Annotated in this window: 16 protein-coding genes; 12 read left to right on the top strand and 4 right to left on the bottom strand. The window is 53.8% G+C overall.

What is annotated here, in order from left to right; translation table 11 throughout:
- Positions 1-4,851 carry an AAA domain-containing protein gene (locus MXE39_RS01505; protein ID WP_246976454.1) on the bottom strand — a complete coding sequence of 1,617 codons (4,851 nt, stop codon included), beginning with the start codon at positions 4,849-4,851 and terminating at the stop codon, positions 1-3.
- Positions 4,852-9,388: 4,537 nt separating this feature from the next.
- Between MXE39_RS01505 and MXE39_RS01500 the strand changes: the two genes are divergently transcribed.
- The 3 genes from MXE39_RS01500 (at position 9,389) to MXE39_RS01490 (ending at position 13,015) form a co-directional block, all read left to right on the top strand.
- Positions 9,389-10,726, top strand: a complete 1,338-nt coding sequence (locus MXE39_RS01500; protein ID WP_246976451.1) for a hypothetical protein — start codon at positions 9,389-9,391, stop codon at positions 10,724-10,726.
- A 168-nt stretch (positions 10,727-10,894) separates the two neighbouring features.
- The gene (locus MXE39_RS01495) at positions 10,895-11,431 is read left to right on the top strand and encodes a hypothetical protein (protein WP_246976448.1); all 537 of its coding nucleotides are present in this window, start codon (positions 10,895-10,897) and stop codon (positions 11,429-11,431) included.
- A 258-nt stretch (positions 11,432-11,689) separates the two neighbouring features.
- Positions 11,690-13,015, top strand: a complete 1,326-nt coding sequence (locus tag MXE39_RS01490; protein WP_246976445.1) for a DUF1963 domain-containing protein — start codon at positions 11,690-11,692, stop codon at positions 13,013-13,015.
- Positions 13,016-13,363: 348 nt separating this feature from the next.
- Here the strand turns inward: MXE39_RS01490 and MXE39_RS01485 are convergent, their stop codons facing one another.
- Positions 13,364-13,615 carry a hypothetical protein gene (locus tag MXE39_RS01485; RefSeq protein WP_246976443.1) on the bottom strand — a complete coding sequence of 84 codons (252 nt, stop codon included), beginning with the start codon at positions 13,613-13,615 and terminating at the stop codon, positions 13,364-13,366.
- A 591-nt stretch (positions 13,616-14,206) separates the two neighbouring features.
- Between MXE39_RS01485 and MXE39_RS01480 the strand changes: the two genes are divergently transcribed.
- From MXE39_RS01480 to MXE39_RS01440, 9 genes are all read left to right on the top strand, one after another.
- Positions 14,207-14,533, top strand: coding sequence for a DUF5713 family protein (locus tag MXE39_RS01480; RefSeq protein ID WP_246976439.1), 327 nt, complete (start codon positions 14,207-14,209; stop codon positions 14,531-14,533).
- The gene (locus MXE39_RS13055) at positions 14,517-15,602 is read left to right on the top strand and encodes an NTF2 fold immunity protein (RefSeq protein WP_246976435.1); all 1,086 of its coding nucleotides are present in this window, start codon (positions 14,517-14,519) and stop codon (positions 15,600-15,602) included. Before MXE39_RS01480 ends, MXE39_RS13055 begins: the two co-directional genes overlap by 17 nt.
- 268 nt (positions 15,603-15,870) lie before the next feature.
- Entirely contained in the window at positions 15,871-17,916 is a 2,046-nt protein-coding gene (locus tag MXE39_RS01470) for a hypothetical protein (RefSeq protein WP_246976432.1), read from the top strand.
- Between the two features lie 188 nt (positions 17,917-18,104).
- A complete protein-coding gene (locus MXE39_RS01465; RefSeq protein ID WP_246976429.1) occupies positions 18,105-18,881 on the top strand; it encodes a hypothetical protein in 777 nt (258 codons plus the stop codon).
- A 149-nt stretch (positions 18,882-19,030) separates the two neighbouring features.
- Positions 19,031-19,921: an NADAR family protein gene (locus MXE39_RS01460; protein ID WP_246976426.1), complete on the top strand. Its 891-nt coding sequence runs from the start codon at positions 19,031-19,033 to the stop codon at positions 19,919-19,921.
- Positions 19,922-20,239: 318 nt separating this feature from the next.
- Positions 20,240-20,542, top strand: coding sequence for a hypothetical protein (locus MXE39_RS01455; protein WP_348647457.1), 303 nt, complete (start codon positions 20,240-20,242; stop codon positions 20,540-20,542).
- 133 nt (positions 20,543-20,675) lie between these two features.
- Positions 20,676-20,846, top strand: a complete 171-nt coding sequence (locus tag MXE39_RS01450; RefSeq protein WP_246976420.1) for a hypothetical protein — start codon at positions 20,676-20,678, stop codon at positions 20,844-20,846.
- Positions 20,847-21,114: 268 nt separating this feature from the next.
- Positions 21,115-22,194, top strand: a complete 1,080-nt coding sequence (locus MXE39_RS01445; protein ID WP_246976417.1) for an ankyrin repeat domain-containing protein — start codon at positions 21,115-21,117, stop codon at positions 22,192-22,194.
- A 1-nt stretch (position 22,195) separates the two neighbouring features.
- Positions 22,196-22,921, top strand: coding sequence for a hypothetical protein (locus MXE39_RS01440; RefSeq protein ID WP_246976414.1), 726 nt, complete (start codon positions 22,196-22,198; stop codon positions 22,919-22,921).
- 623 nt (positions 22,922-23,544) lie between these two features.
- Here the strand turns inward: MXE39_RS01440 and MXE39_RS01435 are convergent.
- Both MXE39_RS01435 and truA read right to left on the bottom strand, forming a co-directional pair.
- On the bottom strand, positions 23,545-24,012 hold the full coding sequence (locus MXE39_RS01435) for a helix-turn-helix domain-containing protein (protein WP_246976411.1): 468 nt from the start codon (positions 24,010-24,012) through the stop codon (positions 23,545-23,547).
- Positions 24,013-24,645: 633 nt separating this feature from the next.
- The gene (gene truA, locus MXE39_RS01430; RefSeq protein WP_246976408.1) at positions 24,646-25,431 is read right to left on the bottom strand and encodes a tRNA pseudouridine(38-40) synthase TruA; all 786 of its coding nucleotides are present in this window, start codon (positions 25,429-25,431) and stop codon (positions 24,646-24,648) included.
- Positions 25,432-25,438 lie beyond the last annotated feature (7 nt).

The raw sequence follows: 25,438 nt of genomic DNA, 5'->3' as shown, positions 1-25,438 counted from the left end.
CTACTCTCCATCCTTATCCTGAGTGCCTGCCTGATCATCTGCGGCATCATGATTAACTGTTATGCCATCTGCAGCCTGCCCGTTTCTGAACACTTTTGGTCCTGCAGATCCTGAGCTGTTCCCGGCACGTAACTGTGCGCCTCTGCCCTTGCTCTTAACGCTGCCCCTGCCGGAGGCGGATGCCATGCTCTGGCTTCTGATGGCCTCATCATCAGGCAGGGTCATCAGGAACTCCCTGGTAGTGGTAATTGAACCGTCTTTGGCTGTGAACTCCAGGTAGTCAAACATATTCTTGTAGACCATTCTGTCGTCGTAGCCGGTGCTGTCCATGCGCGGCAGTCTGACTGAACGGTTCTGCAGCATGTTGCGGGCACCAAAGACCATAAGAAGGTTCTGGGCACGGCTCATGGCCACGTTGATAAACTCAAAGCGGGCAATATTGGCTCTGCCCGAACCGAACTTCTGGTCCATTGGTCCGCCGTTGTTCTTGACCAGGGACAGGATAATCACCGGCTTTTCCTTGCCCTGATAGCGGATCACGGTATTGATCTCCACATCAATGCAGGAGAAGTGGTTGTTGTTGCGGCCAAGCAGTCTTGAGATTTCAGAACGAATAACTCTGCACTGAGGCTGATAGAAAGACACCACACCAACCTTGAGACGGTTATCACGACTGTAGCCCTTAAGTGAGCACTGACGGTCTATGTCCACAAGAGTACGGGCAATCAGGCGGGCCTCAACCTCATTGACATTGCGCTCCTTTGAAATCTGGAAAGATGCGCCTTTCTCATTGAGAGTGGTATCCACCCACAGCACATGATCTTTTTCGCTCATTAACCTGGTGCCTGACGGTGTGGTAAATGAAAGGCCATGTTCACGTGGCTGTTCAGGATTACCGCAGATCAGGGCGTCATCATAGAAGCGGTTGATGAGCTGCATAATGGCTGGATGCATGCGGAACTGGATGTTAAGACGCTGTCTTAAGGTATCCGGACACTTTTCAAACAGTTCCTTGAACAGACTGGCAGTAACCATGTCCTGATAGCGCTCCAGATTTTGCTGGGTAAGCGCAGCCGGAGAGGTGGTGTCCTGAGCTGCCTGTCTGGCGTCATGGTCAAAGCCATAATCATCTACAGACTGTTCGACATGCTCGCTGAGAGAGACGCCGTCAGACTCATTGAAAATTGGCGGAAGCTGGCGGTGATCGCCTACCAGAATGGCGCGCGGGGCACGCATCAGAGGCAGCAGCATCTCAAGAGGAGTTGCCTTTGAAACCTCATCGATAATGACCACATCAAAGCCGTCAAATTTGTTGTTGACAAGGGTCTTCTCGCTTTCATTGCAGGACATGGCCACCACATTGCAGCTGGCCAGATATGTGTCCTTCATAAGCTTCCATTCTTTTGTTGCACGCTCTTCAGGATTCTTGAGAATCTCTGCCATCTTGCGATACAGAGGCAGCATCTGGCCGTTTGATTTTTCAAAGCTGACAAGCTGCTCCTGAACCATGGCCTGCATCTTCTTCTGCTCTTCAAGCAGACGGGCAAGATCAGCATCATCAAGACGCCAGCGGCGGCCTCCGCGCCTTAGCACAAGGGCCCCGCCGGAGCTTACTGACCTGTCGTCCATGACCTCTGCAGCTGCACCACCTGCCACACCGGCCTGCCCGCTAAGTGCATCGCCAGTACCGACATCAGCTGCGCTGGCTGCAGCCAGTCCGTCTTCGGATGCGCGCTCATCAGCGGCTCTGCGTACGTGCCTGTTTGACTGCCTTGCAAGCGAGGTGAGCACAGTACGGGTAAGCTCAGGCACAGCCAGATCCGTTGAGGTTGCGGCGTCCTGCCCGGATGCAGCACCTTTCCTGGATGCGGCCCCATTGCTCGATGCGGCTCCATTACTGGATACTGCAGCCTCATTCTTTGCTTCCAGCTGACTTGCAAGTTCCGGCAGCCCCAGATAAATGTCTCTTAAAGAGGCTTCATGCTGGTACTGGGTATCCAGCCACTTTTCAAGACGCTCTTCGGTCTCCTTGTACTCAGCATTGATAAGCTCAAGCTCCTGCTTTGCTCTGCGGGCTGTGCTTAAAGACTCATCCAGGGCTTCGCTCTTGCTGAGCAGCTCAAGCTCCATATTTGCAGCAGCCTCAATACCTCTGGCCATGGCACGGTTTAGAGTGCGGTTGAAATTGACAATCATGGAGCTGCGATCTTTCAGCCAGAACCTGAGCTGGCCTTCATCTCCAATATCACGTACCTGGATGAAATCAGGGAAGCGCTCTGAATAATCACCACATACGGAAGCAAGGCCCGCCCCTGCAGCGTTGCTGCCAAGAGTCAGAGCCGTGCGACGTCCATTCAGACGGCGCAGTTCATCGAGCATGCTGTTATCAATTTCATCAGATGCCCCCAGCTGCTCTTTGAGCAGGGAAATCTGCCTTTTGATGCTTTCAAGCTCGGCCTTGTTCTGAGCGCTTACAGATGACCTTTGTGTCCCTGTGTTCTCCAGATCCATTTTCATTGATGACAGATCAAGGTTCAGCTGATGCCACATCCTGCAGACAGAGGCAATGATGGCGCCGCGCCTGTCATGATGATCAAGGTAATCATCAGCAAAGGCTCCGACCTCAGGGAGCAGCTGCTCCAGTCGCATAAAGGCCTCTCCGGCCGCCATGAGCTTTTCATCATCAGGCCAGGTAATATTGGCAAGGACCACATCAATGGAGCTGTTCTCCCTGAGAGCATCACGCAGCTGCAGCACGTCCGGGCTCTCACTTGCAATACAGATCTGCTGAACTGCCTTGAAGAAGTTCTGCAATGTTTCCAGGGCATTGATACGGCCATCAATGATCTGCTGCTCTCTGAGTACATCATCAGATACAGTCAAAAGACGCTCCTGGCTCTGACGCATGGCGCTTACAGCTTCAAGATCAGATCTGACTGAGGCTATTGATGAGAGCAGGAAATCAAACTCCTCAGTCCATTCTTTCAGTCCTGATGCAGTGTTCTGCAGCTGAGTAAGACGTCCCAGACAGCGACCATTGAGATCATCGGCAATTGCCTGGTACTGACGGCCCAGCACGGCACTTTCAGTAAAGGATTTGCCCTCATCGGTAATACGTTCAGAGAACCTGGCCAGACGTATGACCTTGAGCTGAGGGTTGCTCTGCAGACGTGACAGAGCGTTATCAAGGGCATCATGGGACTGACTTGCAAGCAGCACCCTGTTGCCGCGCCCGGCCAGCTGCATGCAGGCCTCTGCAATGACCGTGGTCTTGCCTGTACCTGGCGGGCCCTGAACAAGGCAGATATTAGGCGCACTGATCATCTTGCGCACAGCCAGCTTCTGAGCATCATTGAGACTGTCGTTATACCAGGTGTCAATCTCCTCAATTGACTCAGGCTCAAGAGCCGAGGTGATATCAAAAAGATAACCGGACAGATGAGGGGCGTAACAGGAATCATTGGAATACAGATTCCTGAGAGCTTCACGATGGCGGTTGATCAGGGCCAGATCACCTAAAAGGGAAATGGATATGAATCCCTGCCTTGGCATGCCTTTGAAGGCCTTGCGCAAAAGCACGGATGGATCACGGGGATCGACAGAGCGTCCTTTGCCCTCGCCCTTCTCTTCACGTGGAACATAATCAAAATCAATTTTCGACAGCTCATTTTCCAGATCTTCAGATGGCTGTACTTTGATCAGGGCCATAACAGCTCTGTCAGGATTAAGGCTGGTGCGGCCCTCCTTGACAATGTCCAGGAGCATTGCTCGAGCATGAGCAATGTCGTCAGGGTTTGCGAAATCATTGCCACCACGTGAACTGCCACGGCGCAGGTCGAGAACGGTGACACCGCCAGGCACAATCTGTCCCATCTGACTGAAGGCAGAACTAAGAGAGTTGTTGTTGTCCTTGCCCAGCTGGAGACTGAAGATCATGGGGTCAGATGAAACTTCAATGTTGTAGGCATGGACAACCTCTCTTTTCATGGTGCTGATGGCTCTGTCCATTGAGAACCTGTCAGGAGCCACAACATAAAAGAGGATACATCCCGAATGCCTGTCGTAACTCCATAACAGATAGCGCAGGCCCTGAGCCTTGTGCTTGACCAGATTGTCCTTAAAGTCAAGGAAGTCGCTCCAGCCCTTGAAACGGGCCGCATTCTTCAAGGCAAAAGGCTCAAGAGAGGTAACCTGTCTGAGGTTGAGTACATTGCCCGACCTTGTGCCTGGTCTGTCATCAGGTGGAAACTCGCTTCCTCCAAGCAAATGGAATTTGACCTTTGCCATAAGCTCATAAGGAGCCGGCTCAGACTGACCAAAAGTAATGGAGGCACGTCTTATCTGAAGAAATGGCGAATCTGTATCGCGCTTGCGGGTACCTACAAGACACAGTGCCACATTTTCCGGCAGCTCCGGAAAGGAAGTATGACCAGGAATACGGATACAGTAGTAGTCGTACTGACGATCAGGGCTGTCATCACCAGGTCTGTTGTTGATATTGCTGATACAGCATACAAGATCATGGCTCAGATCCTGAGGAAAGAAGCGCATGAGGAAGCTGCGTGACAGCTCTTCGTCGCTTTTTCCGGATCGGTCGCGGTTGAACTCAGGATACAGATGGCGATACTTGCGCAGGGCAAAATCCACGCTTTTTGCCAGGGTGATCATGGCATCGCCAGCTGGCGGCAAACGCCAGTAGACAGTGCCGCTGACAGGGGCAGATGATGCCGAATCTGAGGCAGATCCGGAGACAGAGTCTGCACTGTTTGATGATTGAGATGAACCGCCCTGAGCTCGGAATCTCAGGTCATCAACTCTGGAACGACTGACTGGTAAGAGTCTGGTTGTCATATGAATGCTCTGTTCACAACCCACCATGCCCGAAGTCAAAAGACCTGAGAAGTGACTGAAAGAAGAGCATAGAAAAGAAGAAGAAGGTGAGGATGGCCGTAAAGCCGGCTCAGCAGCCGCAGTCAGTCTCCAGAGGAGATGCAGCAAGACAGATATGACAGATTCAGGACCTGATAAGACAGCTGCCCTGTAACCTGCCCGCGCCACGCCTCAAGGCGTGGAGGCAGGCCCGGCCTCGCCATGCCCCGCCATGCCCGGCATGGCCCGCCACCACCGGACATGAAGGCCGGTGCGAGGCCACGGGGCCGTGAGCTGTGGAGCCATGTGCTCCTCAGGGCATGTGCCGAGCCTTATGGCATGCGACATTTACTGCCCTGGCGATGGCATCCAGGGCATAATGTGCAGGCAACGCAGCTGACCGCCTTGTGGGCTGGCAGTGATTTTTCCCGATCAGATGGACGGCTGTTATCTTAATACCCGGTTCATGACTGCAGGCCGCTGACGGCCAAAGGCATAAGCCTCAGGTACAGGCCGGACATGAATAAGCCACTTGCAGACCCGGCCGCTTTACTCCATGAGCTGATTTCATGCACATGAAGGTGAGGCTCAATGCCTGCTCAGGCTTTGCCCTGTCAGGCATTGCCTGAATCAGGTTCAGCCTGTGCACGGCCGGTTCACGGCTACTGACTGCATGCACAGACGACAGTCGGCTGCATGAGCATGAACTCAGGACTGAGCTCATCCAGAAAGACGAGTCCATCCTGCAGCTAAGGTCTGCTGACGTCTGTCTGCGGCCTGCGGCCTGCAGTCTGCAAGGGCTGCGCAACAGTGCACATAAACTGCTGCGGTCATACCGGTGCCGGTGCTGCCGATCTGACTGGTCTGATGTGGCATCAGGAGTTGCTGCATCAGCCAAAGTCATTCCTACAGCACAAAGTCCATTTCAATGATTTCCTGCCGGTACACTGCAGAGAGCAGATAATGACAGCATACCTGGCCCGGAGCCCTTACTCATAAGACCTGGCGGTCACATGAGTAAAGGCTCTCAGCCCCGTCTGCCCTCTGAAAGAATCAAAAGGTCTGGGACGTCAGGCCGGTATGCCTTTCCCGTCAGTAACCCATCTGCCCGTAAAGACAGATCTGACGCTGCATCAGAGCTGTCTCTGTAGCCGGGCAAACAGCCCGCTGCATCTGTGAACTTACGAGACAGATGTAAGTTTCATGCTGTGAACCTGCGACCGGCACAAGCCGATCGGCTCGGCCTGAGGCCACTGCCCCCGCCAGACGCCGTACGCCAGACGCCGTTACGGCGCCCGCACCGACACTGATGACCAGCCAGGCTGCAGGACAGCCACCGGTACAGGCAGAAGCACAGGGACAGGCCCTGGTTCATTCTCGTCCGAATCCCGCAGCTGAACTGCAGGCAAACCACCGCTGTCGGCACACAGCTGCGTCAGCACACCAGTACTTCAGGCACAGCTGTGGATGCAGCAGGTCCGGCTCAGGACGGGTTGAAGCCACGGCAGTGCAGTACTGTGCTGACCTTCCCTCACCGGTCGGCAGGCTCAGCACAGGGCGGTCCAGCAAAGGATCGGTCCTGTGTTCATGAGCATGCTGTGGACACAGTTCGGGACGCAGCAGGTCCAGTTCAGCTCGCACCGGCGCCCGCCCCGGTTTAAAACCGGAGCTCTCAGTGGCTCACAGCCGTTTCCTTACCGCCTCTCAGGGCCGTTTGAGGCTGGGAAGCACGGTTCAGGGCTGAGTCTGTGCTCATGAGCGCGCTATGGATACAGTTCTGGACGTTGCGTACAGTGCACGGCAGGCACAGTAACGGACGTATTCATCTCAGGCATCATGACCTGATCTGACTTTACAGCGATTGAAACTTATTGAATTAACAACAGGAAAGACAGGATCATTGAACCATCCACAGCACAGAGAAAATTGGCTGCGGACGAGCTGATCGTATCTATATCTATCTAAAACTTCTGAAAACTGCTTTCTTCTAAATTTCTAAACTAAATTTCTTACAATCAGTTCTGCAGATGTATACAATCTCCCCCGTCCCCAATGTAAGGGGCATGACGGAGTCAAATTTTTCTACTTCAGAACAAATGATGGAAAAAATTTATTTGCACTGCAGATGCCTGACCTGAGGTCATGGACATGTCTGCAGCTCCGCACCGGGTCTGCTCAGTAAACCTTGCAGCCAGTGCCGGGTTCCCCGCCAGCAGCCAGATGAATCACCAGGGATCCCTGGCCGTCGTGGAAGTACGGGAAACTTCCGAGTAAGATTGATGTAAGTTAATGAAGAAAGCCTGTAAACAGGGCATTCAGCCGTCCCTCACATTGAGAAATTTAGATGCGGCATGTGGACAAAAGTACCATGTCCCGTCATCAAACTATCCTCCAGAGCAGTAACCAGGTCTTCTCAAACCCGTTTGCTGAAATGAAAGATACTCCTTTGTTCTAAGACAGAACATTTACAGACCGGCCATGTTCGCACAGGACTCTTCTTCCACAGAAGCTCCTGCAGCGAGCTGAGGCTGATGGTCTGAAACCGCTGAGCTGCCCATGCTTACTCAGTCAAAAGCAGCCTTTAGATAGATACTGATCAGGGGACCAGTACGGTATGGGTAACCCTTTCAATGATTGAAATCTGCAGCAGATTTTCTCTGGAAGACAGAGCAGATACCGGGCAGAGCCTCTGGGCATCTGAATCAAAGATGAGGAGGTTTGAAAGGTTTTGAACAAAACCTTCAGTCTGGAGAGGTGCTCAATGAGACCGGTTGCGGTTCATCGGGCAATTGCTGATTTGCGGCAGTATCCTGAGACATTCACCGGGCTTCAAAAGCTCAGCTGCTGTCACCGATACTGACAATGACAGAGTACACAGAAGCTCAGTCACGCTCAGCAAACTGAAAGCAGACACACAGTTGCGATGCAGCTGTGCTGACCGGCCGGTCAAAGACCTGCTGTCGAATCTGCCCCGGTTGCAGCCCTGTTCTCTGCCGTTGTTCCTGTACCCATGTCAGGCGTCAGAGCTTCAGGCGTACTGCCGGTTAACAGTGCATCTATTTTTACCATAAGGTCATACGAAAAATCAAACCGTAAAAACAAAAAACCCAAAACATTGCCGCATTTCCTGACATAAATCAGCCCTCATACCATACGACAACCGCCTTATTTATCACGATCACCCCGCCCCAGGGCTGCCAGCATGCACCATGGCAGCCAGCGCTCCCCAGCGGCTCCCGGCTGACTGTTCGGCTGGCGGCCCCCTGGCAACAAGCGCTCCCCAGCGGCCCCCGTTGACTGTTCGGCAGGCTGCCCCCTGGCTGCCAGCGCTCCCCAGCGGCCCCCGTTGACTGTTCGGCAGGCTGCCCCCTGGCTGCCAGCGCTCCCCAGCGGCCCCCGCTGACTGTTCTGCAGGCTGCCCCCTGGCAACAAGCGCTCCCCCAGCGGCCCCAGCTGACTGTCCGGCAGGCTGCCCCTGGCAACAAGCGCTCCCCAGCGGCCCCCGCTGACTGTTCGGCAGGCTGCCCCCTGGCAACAAGCGCTCCCCAGCGGCCCCCGCTGACTGTTCTGCTGGCTGTCAACCTCGCAGCCTGCCATTCCTCAGCAGTCCCTGCTGACTAACCAGAAGACAGTCGACCAGGCTGCTGCTGCATTGGCTTACGTTAGCCTGAATCTGAACACTCTCAGCCGCGTGCACCTGATTACAGCTGGCTGCTGAACATGGCTCGTGGCTGTATGCTTGTAGGGAATGGCACTGTCTGAGGACGATGCGCAGCCCGCATGTTATTGCAAGGCTTTGTCAGGGCGCCTCAGGCTATGATGCGGTCAATGCCCCTGTAGCTGTGACAACTGCGTTATGAACAGGAGCGCATGGTAAAGGTCACTGGATCCATGGCTGATGCAATCATGTATGACTCTGACTTGCCTCGCAGACACAGAGGCATGACCTTTCACAGAAGGCTCATGTTCATCTGGATCCGGGCATACTTTTCAGCTCGTTACAAATCAATGCCCTCTATCCCCACAAAGGCCAGCCCCGTTTATGGAGCTGGCCTTTTTCGTCATCATCAACGGCTGAGGTCAGATCTGCTGCTGGTTCCTCATCTGCGCTGCTGTGCAGAGCCACTGCTGCCCGCTGCACATAAATAACGTCATGGATCACATTCAGTCGGACTTTCTGTGGAGGGCCGCTGCAGTGACTGTTAATATCAACAGGTACCACTGTATGGCCCTGCATCCCTGCAGGTCTGCAAACTTGCAGACCATGCCTGCTCTGCAGAACAGGGCGGCCCTTCCTGCCATGGCGGTCCGGCATACCTGGCAGTCAATGAGTGACATTCAGGCAGTGCTGACAAGGTATTCCAGTTCATATCATGGCTTCCTTTGCATCCTGAGCGAGGACATGTAACTGTACAGCGCTTATGGAGGCGACGGCCTGCACGTTGCGTACGGGCCGCAATTTTAAGTCCGGGCCGGTGCAGCACATTACAGTGCAGCCACAGGGCTGCAGGAGCAAGAAATGAAAACTCACGACCAGACCACGGCCCCGTCAGCCCCAGCAGGCCACACCGTTAAAGCCGGAGCTGACTGTGCCGCCCCGTCAGGCGCAGCAGCCGACACTGGATCCTGCGCCACCGGTGCTGCAGGCACTGCACCGGCCCCGGAGGCTGCAGCTGCTGCAGCGGAGGCCATGACGGCAGCCGGGGCGGTGGTGCTGCCCGAAAAGGGCGTGGCCAGGATTAAGGCCATTAATGAGCTTGGTCAGGATGAGAGCAATGCGCCCCTGCTCTTTGACCTCGTCAAAAACGAAAAAGGCAAGTACAAAACAGCCGCCCAGCAGGCTCTGGCCATCTTCGAGTACGAGCCGGCCGCGCCCATGTGGGCCCGCATGGTCAAAGGCAAGCTCATGGGTTCATCTGTATTGCTCAAGGCCTGCTCTGACACTGTTTCTGAGGCTGCCGGTCCTGAAATTTTCAAGAGACTGAGCGCCATGCTGGACATTGCTGAAGACAGAGTGCTGACCCGCGACGAGCAGGAGCAGTTCAATCTGTGCATCAACCTGATGCTGGGCAAGGCATCCCCGGCCATGCTTGAGGTATACCGCTACATGGCCGGACGGCTTGAGAGTTTTGCCAGCCTCAGACATGCGCCGCTTTATGATGGCGACAGCTGCAATACCTGGCATATAGGCGACCACATGGGCATTTATCATGTGGGTCCTGAAGAGCTGCAGAAAATTCCTGCTGTTACTCTCAGCGCCTCGCTCATTTACAGCTCCGATCCCCGACTTCACGAACTGGCAGCACAGCTTTATGCAGATCATGGCGGTGTCTGGCTGATTTCAGCCCTGATAAGCGACATCATCAACCGGCCTGGTGACGAGGTCTACAGCCGCTGGTCTCCCCTGCTCAAAACAGATGACCGCGCTCTGGTATGCAATGCCCTGGCGCTGCTGGACTTCTGCCAGTATCCCCGCAACTGGAAATATGAGCGCTGCAGCCCTGACGGCATGAGAGCACTGGTTTTCTGGGGCATGTCACGCTATGGGGTTTACGATTACAGCTTTGTCTTTGACCGCCCGGTCAATCTAGATGAGCGCTGGATTTACGATCTGGCCGTCAACCCGGAAGAGAATAAACCGGCCGTTACCTGGCAGAGCTATAACCGCAGCGGCGTACTCATGGAGAGCTACGATGAGATGCTGATAAGCCTGCTGCCCCTGTACCTTGAAAATGAGGAGCTCAAGGCACAGCTGCGCCACTACTTCTCGGTAAGAGCCTCTCTTATCAGGGTGGAAAAGAGCATCACCGTATACAAAGATGCCGCAAAACGCTTCGGCACAGAAAAGCTGTCCTGAGGCTGTTAAACAGGCCGGATAACAGGCAGGCATATGCATGTTCTGACCTCACTGCCGGCCGCATTCAAACATCGTCAATACAGCAGTCATGCAGCCATGAACTGTCAGCTATCACTTAAGCCATGGCGGTAAGCTCATGGCAAAGGCACAGTGCACTAAGGAGATTAAATGACAACAACCTGCTTGCCTTCATGGCTGAACGGCCTGCAGCTTAACCGTGAGCCCTCAGGTGAAATATCACTGGCAGGTCCTGCAGGAACCTCTCTGTTTGAAATCTGGTATTGCGGCGAACTTTGTAAGGTCAAAGGTGAGCCTCAGCTGTACATAGTGGCAGATGACATTCATCCCCTGCTCATTGAAGCGCGCAGTATCGACGGATCAGAGCGCCATGTCATTTTTGACGGCCTGCGCCACGGATATAACGCCATGTTCTGCGACAGCTTTGACCCTGAGGCCGCTGCCCATCGACCAATGGTTCGCTATGACCACCCTGCAGCCTCGCTGGTGCTTGAGACTGGTCATGGTATTGACTATGAGGATGAAAAAGAAGACTACGAAATTGACGACAACGGCATGGTAACCATCAACTGCGGCGACCGCATTTCATGGGATCAGGTCAAAACAGATGGCATCGACTGGCTGGCCATATATATGGTCGACAGTAGCGGCAAACGCTGTCAGATTGTCAGTCTGGAGCTGGCCTGACGCACTGACTGATATTTGCCATCCTCCTTGATATGGCGGCCATGTGCTTACTGATGCCGTACTGTCATGACAGGATTGACAGAAACCATGCAGGCCTTTAATGACAGGCTCTGACAGTCGCTCTGCTGGCCTTTAATGAAGGCTCGCCAGTCAGGGCTGTAAAGCAGGCAGCGGGCTCAGCTAACGCCCCTGTGGCGGCCGTGTAGAGCCCACACCCTGCAGGCCTGGTGAAGCAGGATTAAATGGACAGGAGTTGAGATGGATAAGACTGAGCTGATGGAGCAGTGCGAGCGCTGGCATAATGAGATCCAGCACGGGCGTATTATCACTGCTCTTGAGGGGCTGGGAGCGGACTGCCGCGATGCCCATGTCGACAGCATTCTGGCGCGTGCGTATAACAACAGCTCTCAGTATGGCAAGGCTGTGGAGCTGCTCAAAAAGCATGAGCAGACCATGAGCTCTGACCACTTGTGGAACTACCGTCTGGGCTATGCTCTGTATTATCTGGGGCGCTATGAAGAGGCTCTTGACTGTTTTAACCGGGCCCTTGAGGCCTGCCCTGGCGATAAGGATACCCTGCTCTTCATCCAGTTTTGCCAAAGCAGCCTTGAGCATGCTCATGACGCTGCTGATGCTGCTGACTATGATGCTGATGCTGCCGGGGAGGATGGCGATGATGAGTTTGAGGACGTTGAGGGCCTCAGGGCTCTGAGCCGTCCGGCCATAAGGCTGCACTTTTGCGGCAATGCCCCTGAGGGCACAGGCGCAAGCCGCTTTGGTGGCAGGCCTGATGTGCCGCCAGACTTTGTCTGGCCTGAGTATGATGGAACAGACTACAGGGATAAAAAAGCCGTACGCCCGCTGTCCTTTCTGGCTCAGTTCAACTGTGCCGACCTTGCGCCCTATGACAGTGAGCATCTGCTGCCCGATCACGGTGTGCTCTCTTTCTTCTATGAAGTCCTGAGCATGACCTGGGGCTTTTCCCCTGAGGATATGGGCAGTGCCCGGGTATACTGGTTTGAGGACGCCAGTGTCCTGCGCCCGGCTGACTTTCCTGAAAACATGGACAAAGACTGCAGATTTCCCCAGATCGGAGTGCAGTTTGAGCCCCTGAATACCTGTCCTGACAGGGTCGATTATGTGGCTGTCACCAATGCTGCCCGCAACCATGAAATCAGCAGTTTTCAGCCCATGAGCGCGCACGAGCGCTGCAAGGTATTTTCCAAGAGCTTTACCAGGGCCAGAGATAAGATTATGGGCCTTAACAGTGAGAACTTCGAGCCTCACTCATGGCTGCTGGGCTGGCCTGAGGTTATTCAGAACAGCATGTTTTATAAGTGCGAACTGGTAACGGCAGGCTATGAAACCGGTCGCGCCCCTGAGCTCATTCCCTCAGAAACGAGGAAAGCAGCTGAGCTCACTGCCCATGAAAAATGGACCCTGCTCATGCAGATGGACACGATTGAGGCCGATGATTTTGAGCTGATGTGGGGCGATTGCGGCCATATCTACATCTTTATCCCGCGTGAGGACCTGGCCGCCCGCAACTTCGACAACTGCTGGCTCATCCTGCAGTGCTACTGACCTGCAAACAAAGCAGTGCAGTCCCGTCAAACCCATGGCCCCGCTGCCCCCATGATATGCGGCTCTGTGGCCCGCTGCTGCAGCACTGAATTACGGCCCTGTGGCACGCTGCTGCAGCACTGAATTACGGCTCTGTGGCCCGCTGCTGGAGCACTTAACTTCAGGCCACAGCCACTGCTGCAGTACTGTCTTGCGGACCTGTAGACCTGGTTGCTCCCCAGGCGCCTGCCTGCAACTGCAGTTAGCTGCAGCTCGTAGCAGGACCAGCGGCAAAAGCGACTATCTTGCCCGAGGCCAGCATGGCAGGCGACAGCGAAGCATGGCAGCTGCACTGCCGTGCAGCCCCTGTCAGCTGTTGTCCTTGATTTTCTGCTCGAGCTCTTCAAAGCTGTCGCATTGAATCATCTTGACCTGGCGGTCATCATCAGGACTGCAGACCAGGAAAAAGTGAGTGCCCTTTGCTGACTCGTCTACCCCGTCCCAGCCATAGGAAAGGATATAGCGTCCCTCAAGCATGCGTCCTGTGTCCTTTACAGTGCGGCCATGGCCTGCTGTCTTGTTGAATCTTTCGACAAAGTGTTCAGGAGAAAATTCAGCCATATTGTTTTTACCTGCTATTTGTTCTGTATACCCTGTAAGCTGACAATGAGCGCCGCTGCCCGAGGTTAACCCCCTCAACAGCATGAAACGGGCAATCAGCAAAGGCAATTGTCACTGAGCTCAGTTATCCTGGCACAGAGCACAGCTCATCACGGTAAGTCCATCAGGTCCAGCTACCTGAAAGGCCCGATGACACATGGAGCTCTGCTGTATGAATATCCAGAGGACACATGGAGCTCTGCCGCATGAATATCCAGAGGGCACATGGGGCTCTATTTTATGATTGCGGTAAGCACTTTTGGGATGAGTCCCTTGCCTGTCAGCTCTGAGAGCTATTTGTTTTCGGTGCATAACAATACCACCAAAATGGACTCAGGTGAGCTTTTCTTACCTGAGCTGCCCTGCCATGACATACTGTCAATGGCAGCTGGCACCTTCTGCTGCCGGCAGCTGCCACTGGCGTCCGGCACCGGCAGCTGTCACTTGAGAATGACACTGACGGATGGTCCCACCGTCACCCATGACTGTCAGCCATATCGGCATTCGTTATTTGCCGGTCTGTGCATTTTCATGAGGATAGAGGAGAAGTCTATGAAGAAGTTTAACCCTGCTTATGTTCTGCTCAAGGACATGTACGAAGATGATTACTACCCTGCTTTTCTGGTAGACAAGGTGCGTGATGAGCTCATATCAGTCATTGAGCTGCTTGAAAGCGGTGAGACTGACATTGAGCGCATTCAGGACAGCCTTGACCGCGCAGTAGAGGGTATCAACGATCTTCAGGATGAGTTTGATGCCCATGACAGCGAGATTGAGACTGTTGCCCGTGAGAGCATTGGCGAAAGCGTAACCTACATTCTCAGCTGGTTTGGTATTGGTATCGACATTGAGGAAGCCATTCGTGCGCGCGACTGGTAAGAGCAACAGCAGCTGTAAAGCAGGTACGGTAAAGGAGTCCGGCTCCGGCTCAGGTTCAGGCACAGGCTCCGGATCGGCCCGCCCGGGCAGCACTGCTGCCGGGCAGGCCCCACGCTGGCCTGCACGGGCAACTAAAGCTGCATGGCAGGACGGTCAGCTTACTCTTGACGATACCAAAGTGCTGCCCATGGCTGCCGACGACCATGAAGCCTTTGAGCGCCTGTGTGCCTTTCGTCTGCTGGGACTGCAGATTACCGGCCTGCCACTTGATGCCTCTGCACTGAAAGCTGTCAGCTCGATAAAAAGCCTGGTCAACCTGAGCCTTGATAACTGCAGTCTTGATGACAGCTGCTTTGAGCCGCTGGGCCACATGCAGGCCCTGCGTTATCTAAGTCTTGAAAATAATGGTTCCCTGACCGGACGTGGGGTTGCAAAGCTTGATGCCCTGCCCCTGGAGCTTCTTTCACTCAGTTACACCTCTCTTGATGACCTGGGCCTCAAAGCCGCTGCCGGCCTGCAGAAGCTGAGCATGCTTCATCTGAGCCACACAGCTGTGACCTTTGACGGTCTCATGGCCACAGCTGATAACAGCCGTCTGAAGATTGTGGCCGGTGAGCAGTTCAGCGACAGCCAGATGGATGAGTTTGAACGCGTTCAGCTGCGCCGCTCCATCGATCCGCTCGACAGCAGTCATCCTGATGTGGTGTCCTGCCGTGAGGTTCTGTGGGACTTCTTTGCTGCAGTCAACGACTGGGAAAAGAAAATGGAATCAGAGGATCTCGATGACACCACAGGCATGGCTGCCCTTCTGGACATCTGGGATAACTTTGTCTGTGAAAAGCCCCGCAGCGGCTACCGCCCTGAGGCTCTGTCATGGTCGCCACATGGGACCTATTCAGACCATATCTATCTTGATGCCGGCAAGGTAAGCCGCAACAAAATTCACATCTACACCCGTGAACTCAATAATGGCTTTAAACGCCGCTTCCTGCTTAAAAGAACACCTGATGGCTGGAAAATTGAACGTGCAGACATGCTGCTCAACGGCTGGCAGCGCTATGGCCTGTAATGACAACAGCAGCCATACAGGCCGTCTCTGGCATTGCTGTCCATCCATGGCTCAGCCCGGGTACTGAATGTCATGTGATCGTATTTTGCTGTTGATGCAGGCAGGTCGTATTACTTTGTTGTGCAGTCAATGCAGGCTGGTCATGTGACCGTGTTGTGCTTATGATGCGACCGTGTTGTGCTGCTGATGCTGGCTGGTCATGTGACCGTGTTGTGGTGTCAATGCAGGATGGTCATGCGGCATAAGCACCGGTCTTAAAGGAGTTTATATGGATATTCTCAGGCAGTGCCAGAAATGGCACGAAGAAAACAAGTTCAGGAAAATTGTTGATGCCATTGAGGCTCTTGATGATGATCATCGCAGTGCTGAGCTGGACCTGGAGCTGGCGCGTGCTCTGAATAATCTTGCCTCCTTTGAAGATGAGCCTGAGCTGTACCGCAAGGCTGTGGAGGCTCTGGAGCGCTGTCAGGATGAGCTTGAGAACACTCATCTGTGGCAGTTCAGAATGGGGTATGCGCGGTACTATATGGACCAGGATGGCTGGGCCCTTGATCACTTCCGCAAAGCCCTTGAACTGCTGGGACCTGATGATCCTGAGAAGTGGGGTGAGGATACCCGCTATTTCATTACTCAGTGTGAACACCGTACCGCCCTGCCGGCATTCAACCAGTGCTTTGCCGAGCGTGTACGCCTTGCCTGGGATGAGTTTGTTCAGGTAGAAGAGCGTATCCGCAAGCACATTGACGGTCGCAATGATGATACTCAAGAGGCCAATATGGAGATGCTCAGGCTGTGCAGCGGAGCGCTTAACAGGGCCTTTACTTCAATATCCTACGAACTGGGCAAATCAGGTGAGCTCTATGAGCTCATAGTCACTCCTGAGGGCGATCGCGTACGCCTTTTTGAGATCGAATACTTCATGCGCCATGCTCCTGAGCAGCTGCGTGAACACTGGAAACTTACCATCGGCCGTCAGGCAGCGGCCAATATCTGCATAGTAAGTGAGGGCTGCAGGATCTCGGCTGAAGATGTCACTGTCTGGGTGAGCGCTGCAGAGAGCGGCAGCTTTGCCCTCAAATGCTGCTGTGAAAAGCTCGAGCCTGCCTTTGAGCAGCAGTCTGAATCATTTGTCTGGTGGCTGCTTACCAACCTTACTGACCAGACTCTGGGCGAGCTGGTTCACATGCGCTATATCGAGTCCTTTGATTTGATGCGCAGCCCTGCAGATGCCGGTGATGATGCCGGAGAACAGCTTACTCTGGACAGGCTGCCTCAATGGCTTGCCGATCATGACTGCAAGCTTGATCTGTCAGCCCGGGAGTGCCTTGATCTGTACACAGGCTACAGCATGAAGCCCAATGAAGACCCCAACGCTGACTGGCGTCTTGATATCATTGCCGGCAGCACCTGCTGTGTCCCCCTGGTACAGGAATATCTGTCTGCAGACAACGATGTGGTAAATGCCCTGCACTCCGATGGTGTGGCTGCTGGTTTTTTCATATGGCCGCTTGATAAGCTCAAAGACGGGGGCAGCGAGAAGATCTTTGCTTTCAGAGACGAGCTTGAAGCTGCCCTGAGCACTGATGAAGGCCGTGAAGCCGTAACTGTTACCGGCGGCGGCACCGGATGTTTCTGCGGCTATCTGGACTTTATTGCCTGGGATCCGGGCAAGACCCTGCAGCTTGCAGGCGAGTTTTTTGACTCCAGCTCAGTTGACTGGGCTTATTTCCATTCCTTCAGAAGAGATGCGGCTACAGTGCCGCTCAAGCATGGCAATGATAACGGCCGTCTGACCTCATCGGTAATCAATCCTCAAATCGAGGATGGTCTTGAGTATATTGCCTGGTCTGAAGAGCAGGCCGATGCCTTCTATGAACAGCTCGAGCAGTGGAACAAAGATGACAAATTCTCACGATGCATAGCTGTGCTCAATACTGTGCCTGAGAGTCACCATGATCTGCGCTTTGCCATTGCCATGGCCCGCGCCCTTGAAAACTATGCCATCATAGGCGATGACAACGATGGCACTGCGCGCTATAAGGGCGACATAGCCCTCAACAGGGCCATTGTAGTTCTCAAGGCTGTTCAGGAAGACGGAAAGGACGATGTCAAATGGAACATGCGCATGGCCTATGGCTATCAGTACCTTTATGGCAATGAGGAGCAGGCTATTGAGTATGCCCGCCGCTGGGCTGAGCTTGATCCTGACGATGAGCAGGCTCCTGATGTTATCGAAGAGTGCCTTGAGGAAATAGAAAAACGCAGGCGCATCGAGGCAGGTATAGACAGCAACCCGGGCAGCATTCTTGACTGACCTTCCTGACCAGCTGCAGCCGTCGGCTGCAGCTGCCCCGGCCAAGGGCGGTCCAGTCTGGGCTGGCCCGGACAGGGCAGCCTCAGCCAGGGATGGCCTGGACTGGTCGGGCTGACCATGGCCGGTGGCGCATGGCCCCCATGCCATCCGTGGCATTAGCTCAGGGAATGACCATATGGAGATAAAAAATGGGTCTTGATATTTATGCCGGTACTTTAACCCGCTACTACTGCGGCAACTGGAAGAACATGGTTCAGCAGTGGGCAGAGGCCTGTGGACATGAGTATCATGTCATCAGGCCTGATTATGACCAGGGAGACGATGAGGAACTTGATGAGGCTGAGGTTCAGGCCGCTGTTGAGCAGTGGCGCAACCTGCTCATTGAGTCGGTCATGCCTCCGGGCTCAGGTGCTGATGAGCAGTGGCCTGAGAACAATACCGCTCCGTACTTTACCCATAAGCCAGACTGGGATGCCTTTGGCGCCCTGCTGGTAACTGCAGCCTGTGCCCGCTATGGCGAGCCCATACCTCAAAGCGTGGAAAAGAACCACGATTTCATGGAGCATCCGCTGGTATTAAAGGCCGCTGAAGACACTGAAAAGGTCTGGTCACTGTTTCGTGGAGCCACCATGTGGGTGCCGCTGTCACGACCTCTGCTGTTTAACGGCACCCTGGTCAATGGCAGCGAATGCACCATCAGTACTCTGGCTGCGCTGCGCCTTGAACTGGAGAAACTGAACTCTCTGGTATGGCAGGCTGACGAGGCCACTGTTGCAGGCTGGAAAGACACCGAGGGCTATCCAGCTGACCTTGAGCAGGCTGAGGACGGCTCTGTTGATCCGCAGAAGATTCAGAAGCACGACAGCTACGACACCCAGTCTCTGGCCCGCTACGCTTTTGCCATTTTGTGGGAGGCCCTGCTCTTTGCTGAAAAGAACAGGTCGGCCATCATTATGGACTTCTGATATCACCAAGCCGCGCCCCAGCCACAGGCCAGGCCCGTCTATCCGGACGCGCCTGCCGGCCCTGTGGCCGGTGCAGCGGCACTGCAGCAGCGGCAGAGACACTGCAGCAACGGCGACGGCGTCCTTGCGCCAGGCATTAAGGAAAGATCATGAGCTCTGTTATGAACAGCATTCCGGCTCCCCCATGGATGGTATGTCCTCACCTGTCACGCTTCTCGCTTGGGTGGCGTATGGGCTATGGTGAAGGAGTAATAGACATCTTCTGTCAGTGGCTGGACAAACTCAATAAACAGCAGCGGGCTGAAGTACAGGAACTCTTTCCTGAACCATTCACCTGGCAGGGCTGGTGGAATGAGGAAGAAGACGACGGCGATGATGACAGCTTCAACATCATGGAGCATGGTGATTTGCTGGTCTTTGTCAGGCAGCCTGACGGTCAGCCCTGCTACAGCCGCCAGTGGCTTATGGATCAGCAGGCCGGCATGTGCCGTTCAGCTGTAATGTTCTGGGGACACCAGCCACAGGCTGATGGCAGGCTCAGCCACAGCTGCATGAGCCAGTGGTGGAAAGAAGACTTTAAGCGCGAGCATGAGAGCTTTAGCTGTGCCGAGCAGTTCATGATGGCCTCCAAGGCAAGCCTGTTCAGTGACAGCGAATGTAAAAAGAAGATCATGAGCAGCTCCGACCCGCGCCATATCAAGCAGCTGGGCCGCACGATCAGTCCTTTTGATGAGTCCGTCTGGGATCGCTTCAAATACGCTATTGTCGTTGAGGGCAACTGGTACAAATTCTCCTGCTCCCAGAGGCTCAGAGATTATCTGATCGGAACGGGCTCAAGAGTTCTGGTTGAGGCCAGCCCGGCAGACAGAATCTGGGGCACAGGCCTTGCCCGGGATCATGAGCATGCCTGCAATCCTGAGCTCTGGCAAGGCGAGAATTTGCTGGGCTTTGCGCTTATGGAGGTACGCGACGAGCTGCGCCGCGTCTATGCCAATGCCCACCGCTGCTCCATGGATCCTTACCGCATACTTGAAGAATGATCACACAGGCCGCATATGCTACCAGCATCCGGCACCTGCATCAGGTTCCGGCCGCCCAGATAATCGGCCGGCGCACCCGGCCCACGGCTCCAGCCTCGCCCGGACGGCATCGTAAACTGCTGGCACGGCACCGTAAACGGCTGGGACGGCTCCGTAAACTGCTGGGACGGCTCCGGCCCCGGCTGCCTTCGTAAAAAGCTGGCGCACCCATCCCCGGCATCCTTCGTAAGCAGCTGGCGATCCACCTGCATCACCAGCCTGCTGCTGGGTGCAAGGCCAGGTATTACAAGAGTAACTTTGACAGGAAATTAAGCTGTGATGGAATATCTGCAGGTGTTCTGGGCCGATGCACCGCAAGGAGAGCCCGCTGTTATCTTTTACGAAGTCGATACGGCCGATGACAGGCTGGGACGGCGCTCCATTGATGTCTTTGCTGATGGCCGCATGGTCCGTTATGAAGATATGTACGACGGGGCCATTGAAATCACTCCCCTGCCCACAGCTGCAGAGCTCAACAGCAATATCTGGGGCGAGGAGTTTCACGCCCGGGAAATCACAGCCGCTCAATTTGAAAGTGTCTGGTATGCGCAGCGCTATGAGGGGCCGTTTCAGGCTCAGTGAGCTGCGAACATCACCTGCAGCTCCGGCCCCGGCCGATTGCAGGCCGCTGCTGTTGCAGCTGCCAGCCCCTGCTGACGGCTTCACTCTGCTAATTTATCTGATGCGCCCGTAACGCAGGCGCATGGAGGTTCTCATGGGAAATGGATTCAGTCCTCTGATAATTCTGGGACTGGTTGCGCTGATTTTTGGCGGCGCAGCCTTTATCCGCAGTGTGGCTGAACGTCCCTGGTACCACCTGATGGTCTTTTTTGCCTGCACCCTGGGACTGCTGCTGTGGATTGCATGGCGCTGGTGGCGCATGTAATACCGGCCGTCTTGGCCACCACGCCCCCCCCTCTCTGCAGCCAGGCCATTCTCCCATGAGCCCGTCCGGCCTGCCGGCCTCATGACGTGGCATCAGGCCACTTCCGGGCGCTTATGCAGGCATGCGCCTTCGCTCATGGGAAGGCATGCCCTTACGGACATGGTCGGGCATGAGCGCAGGTCGGGCCGTCCCCGCTCCGGCCTTACATGGCCGGGGCGGGGTGTGGACGGCATGGGCGTGCAGTATCAGTGAAAGTTAAGGAGTGTGCATGTACAAGATTGCATATCTGGGTAATTTCGACAGTGTTCCCGAGCCGGTGCGCGCGGTGCTGGACGAAGATAAGGACAGTCTGCTCTCTCAGCTTGCTCAGGGACTCGATCTCAACAGCAAAGTGGAGATCAGCCGCTATATCACCCTCATGCCTCTTGAGGCTGCAGTCTTCTGCAACCTGCCGGACATGATTACTTTCCTGATTGAGCATGGAGCCCGCCGCGACCTTGCAGTTGAAAACCCGCTTGTCATAACGGCCGTGCGCTGCTGCGGCAGTGAGGTCCTGTCCATGTTTATCGACCAGGCGGCCGATCTGAACGTAAAACACAAACGCAGGATATTTCTTGAGGTCTTCTGGGGTGGCCATACCGAGCATCTCAAAACTCTTGAAAATGCCGGTATCACCGCTGCCCTGTATGGAGGAGATGCGCTGCGCCGCGCTGCTTCTAAGGGCGACAGAGACACGGTCAGGCTGCTTCTTGATATGGGAGCTGACATCAACTGGCATGAGCCGGACATGGTCTTTCCCTATGCCTCAACTCCGCTCATTGAAGCGGCCCGTAAAGGTGATATGGAAACGGCAAAACTGCTGGTTGAACGCGGCGCTGATGTCACCATATGCGATCGCGACGGTGACCGCCCTTATTCGGCAGCACTGAGCAGCAAAAATCAGGATCTTGCTGCCTGGCTTAAAACCCTGGAGCCTGAACAGTGGCATAACGAACAGGAAAAACTCAGGATGCTGCGCGGATACAAGGCACCTGCAGCCATGATTGAGCAGCTGACCCAGGGGCCATGGCTCATTGAGTTTCCTGATGCTCCGCTGGTGCGCTTTGTCCGTCTGCATCAGCTCATGGATATCATGGAGTTTTCCCGGGGCCGCAGAAAATACCTTTCCCTGCTGGCTGAAATTGACAACTACAGCGACTGGAAGCTGCTGTGGAGCCGCACTGACCGCAGTCTCTGGGCTTTTGACATCGAGCATGAAGAGCTCAAAAAGCTGGGCTCATGGTCAGACTTTACAGAAAATCCAGGACTTATGCTTAACAAAATGATCGATGAGCATGTGGAGTACTGATATGGATATTTCCCTTAAAGACCGCGAGTTTATCAGCTCGGTAAGCATCACTGACATACCATGGCGCCGCCTTGTATGCTCTTCGGGCCGTGCCGGTAACTTTCCTCAGTGGCTCAATGATCTCAGTGAGCTTAAAAGCCGCAGTAACATCAACTTTGCTCTGTCCAGCCTGAGCCAGGATATGGAGCATCAGTCCACCTTATGGCACTGCACTCCATTTGCCCTCATCTTTGCCGTGCGCGCTCTGGACAATGCTCTGCAGCAGCTTGAGCAAAACGAGCTTGCAGACTTTCTTGCAGGCGAGCTGATTGACTGGTTTGCATGGCTTAACCGGGGCATAAATGAAATTGAGGCATACGAACACGCCGCCCCGCTTGAGCATTTTGCCGACCTGCTCGATGAGCGCTACCTGCTGCCTGATGTAAACAGCCATGATAACGCTGATGACGACGAAAACGATGTTGCTGATGAGAACGGGGATGAGGATGAGGAGAGCGATGATGAGGATGATGACTGGGAGGAGGACGAAGATGACGCGGATGACTACTTTGAAGAAGATTTGGACTACCCTGACAATGTCTTCTACTCGTTCTACTACTACAGCAAAGTAGCCATAGAATCATCCCGCGAAGTCATAATCAGGCACAATGCCGTCCTAAACGACAATTTGCGCTCCCTGGCTCAGGAGCTATTCCCTGACCTTATAGTAAACGAATTAAAGATTTGATTATTAATCGGACTAGTGGTCTGTAAACCAACTGCAGCTACATAGAGCTCTAAACCTGACGTTAGACGCTCTATAAAGCGAAAAGTAACTAAACAATGTGTCGTCAAGTTTGTCGAGCGTCTCGAAGTACCGATTATGTGTTACTTCGCGACGTGTTACTCGCCAGCAATTGCTCAACAGGGTTAAGGTCATGTGAGTAAGGGGCATTTTTATAATGTCCAGCTTTTCCCTGATGTCCTTATACTCCGGAAGCTGCTCATCAACAATTAGCCTGAATGCTTTTTTATGCCATGGGGGCGTTGTCAATCACGAGAACTGCTTTCTTACCCTAAGCAATATTAGCCTCGGCTATGAAGTCTCTCAAGGACTGAATAACCGTTTCAAAGTTAAACCATGACGGCCTTGTTACAATGAGCTCACCAGTCTCTGGAAATACATACCAGGACACAGCAACTGATCACCTGCCAGGAGCAGATAGCACTTGAAGTTTTGAGCCTTTTAAGGCCCATATCCTTGACACACTTGTTGTCTGATGGAAGTGCGCTTCATCCTGAAAAACGAGGACTTTATTCAAGTCATTATTTTTCTCCAGGATTTTTTTAAATGCTGCACGCTCCTCTTCGTTAGCCCTCCCCTTTGACGGAAAGGTCTGGTCTAATCAATGAAGGGTTTAGCTTGTGCTTGAGAATGTTCTGACACTGTCTGACTCCAAGAGATACGTTGAACTGTTGTTCAATGTAGACAGAAACAGACTTGCCATCCCATACTCTAAATCCATAATCTTCAGCAGATGAGCTCACTGCTTTATAAAGCATAGAAAGCTGCTCTTCAGTCAATCTGCTGTTTCTTCCAGGAGGAGATGTGGGTGTTAATGCGTCAAACCCTTTTTCATCAGCTGTTTTTATCCAGTTGTTGATTGTTCCGATACTTTCGCCACAGCACGCTGAAAGCTCTTTCTTTGAGATACCGCCTAATGCCAGACTGACGACAGTAGCCCTATATACTGTTTTCCTGTCGTTGCTTGACTGAACAAACTGAAGACCAGCCTCCTTTAGAACTGCTGGATCATTAACAAACTTACGAACTTTCATTCTGACCGCTCTAAAACTCTAGATAATGACACCTGGACATTATATTAAATCTGCAGTCTGAATATTGGTTTATTAATCAATAATTTGTTTCTTATATTATGAGTTCTGACCTCAGGAACACAGATCGGTGCGCCCCTTTCAGGCAATGCCATTTTCATACTGTACCAGACTCAGTCAGACCATAAACTCCAGGCATACCTTCTCCATGGTCTTATCCACGGCTGGTCCCCATGAGAGCCAGGAGCAATTAACAGTGCATGCAACATCATGGCAGTTGCATCCAGACGTCATGCTGCCCATCAGTAAGCAAGGATTCTCAAAGGAAGCTCAGCTTTTGTAAAGCGTCAAGGTCAGGCTGCCCGTCAGCAAAGCTGACAGCTCACAGGAGGTTCTGCTTTTGTAAAGCGCCATGGTCAGGCTGCCCGTCACCAGGTCCTGACGCTCAAAGGAAGTTCTGCTTTTGTAAAGCGTTAAGGTCATGCCGCTGTGTCAGATTGCAGCTGTAAACACAGTTTGCAGCTGCAGCAGCCAGCCATGCTGCAGGTTACAGCCAGAAGTCTTGCTGCATTGCTATGGACAGCAGGCAGCAGCCATGCTGCCCGGTGCAGGGCCTGCATGGCTGACCTGATGCGGCTAAATCCACAGGGGGCCCATGTCTTCAGGACGGATTGGCAGCTGCCACTGGTCCTCGTAGGTTACATGAACCAGATACAGGCCGGCAGCCTGGGCGGTTGGTCCGGCCAGCTCACGGTTGCGCGCATCAAAGACATACTGCAGCCACTGCCTGTCCTTTGAGCCGTCTCCCACCAGCAGCAGCGATCCTACAATATTGCGTACCATATGGTGAAGGAAAGCGTTTGCCTGAATATCAAAGATAATATAGCGGCCCCGGCGCATGACATTAATGAAATGAACATTGCGCATGGCATGAGGGTTTTCATCCTGGGCAGAGCGGAAGGAAGAAAAATCGTTTTCGCCAAGCAGAATCTGAGCCGCATCATGCATGGCCTGAACATCATATTCGCCACGGTATAGAGAAACACCGGCCCTCATAATGCCAGGACGGTAGTCAGTATTCTGCAGAATGTAGCGGTAGCGGCGGGCACGAGCTGAAAAGCGTGCATGGAAATCATCAGGGACCTGCTTTGCCCAGGTAATGGCGATATCGTCTGGCAAAATGGTATTGGTGCCTAAAATCCAGGCACGCTCAGAGCGCTCTTTAGTGGTATCAAAATGGATTACCTGACCGGTAGCATTAACACCGGCATCAGTACGGCCAGCGCATTTGATCTCCACAGGCTCGGCAGCTATCTGAGACAGGGCTTTCTCAAGTTCATTTTGAATGGCAGGAGCATGCCACTGGCGCTGAAAACCAGCATAATTCCAGCCTGAATACTCAACACCAAGAGCAAATCTCATAACCACC

It is taken from the genome of Anaerobiospirillum sp. NML120511 (genome assembly GCF_023050955.1).
Classification (GTDB): Bacteria; Pseudomonadota; Gammaproteobacteria; order Enterobacterales; family Succinivibrionaceae; genus Anaerobiospirillum.
Note: the sequence above shows the minus strand (reverse complement) of the source record. Positions and strands in the feature narration are given on the sequence as shown.

What these genes read in the sequence shown, in the direction of transcription:
- MXE39_RS01505 (WP_246976454.1), bottom strand. Translation starts at nt 4,851, where the DNA reads ATGACAACCAGACTCTTACCAGTCAGTCGTTCCAGAGTTGATGACCTG.
- MXE39_RS01500 (WP_246976451.1), top strand. Translation starts at nt 9,389, where the DNA reads ATGAAAACTCACGACCAGACCACGGCCCCGTCAGCCCCAGCAGGCCAC.
- MXE39_RS01495 (WP_246976448.1), top strand. Translation starts at nt 10,895, where the DNA reads ATGACAACAACCTGCTTGCCTTCATGGCTGAACGGCCTGCAGCTTAAC.
- MXE39_RS01490 (WP_246976445.1), top strand. Translation starts at nt 11,690, where the DNA reads ATGGATAAGACTGAGCTGATGGAGCAGTGCGAGCGCTGGCATAATGAG.
- MXE39_RS01485 (WP_246976443.1), bottom strand. Translation starts at nt 13,615, where the DNA reads ATGGCTGAATTTTCTCCTGAACACTTTGTCGAAAGATTCAACAAGACA.
- MXE39_RS01480 (WP_246976439.1), top strand. Translation starts at nt 14,207, where the DNA reads ATGAAGAAGTTTAACCCTGCTTATGTTCTGCTCAAGGACATGTACGAA.
- MXE39_RS01470 (WP_246976432.1), top strand. Translation starts at nt 15,871, where the DNA reads ATGGATATTCTCAGGCAGTGCCAGAAATGGCACGAAGAAAACAAGTTC.
- MXE39_RS01465 (WP_246976429.1), top strand. Translation starts at nt 18,105, where the DNA reads ATGGGTCTTGATATTTATGCCGGTACTTTAACCCGCTACTACTGCGGC.
- MXE39_RS01460 (WP_246976426.1), top strand. Translation starts at nt 19,031, where the DNA reads ATGAGCTCTGTTATGAACAGCATTCCGGCTCCCCCATGGATGGTATGT.
- MXE39_RS01455 (WP_348647457.1), top strand. Translation starts at nt 20,240, where the DNA reads ATGGAATATCTGCAGGTGTTCTGGGCCGATGCACCGCAAGGAGAGCCC.
- MXE39_RS01450 (WP_246976420.1), top strand. Translation starts at nt 20,676, where the DNA reads ATGGGAAATGGATTCAGTCCTCTGATAATTCTGGGACTGGTTGCGCTG.
- MXE39_RS01445 (WP_246976417.1), top strand. Translation starts at nt 21,115, where the DNA reads ATGTACAAGATTGCATATCTGGGTAATTTCGACAGTGTTCCCGAGCCG.
- MXE39_RS01440 (WP_246976414.1), top strand. Translation starts at nt 22,196, where the DNA reads ATGGATATTTCCCTTAAAGACCGCGAGTTTATCAGCTCGGTAAGCATC.
- MXE39_RS01435 (WP_246976411.1), bottom strand. Translation starts at nt 24,012, where the DNA reads ATGAAAGTTCGTAAGTTTGTTAATGATCCAGCAGTTCTAAAGGAGGCT.
- truA (WP_246976408.1), bottom strand. Translation starts at nt 25,431, where the DNA reads ATGAGATTTGCTCTTGGTGTTGAGTATTCAGGCTGGAATTATGCTGGT.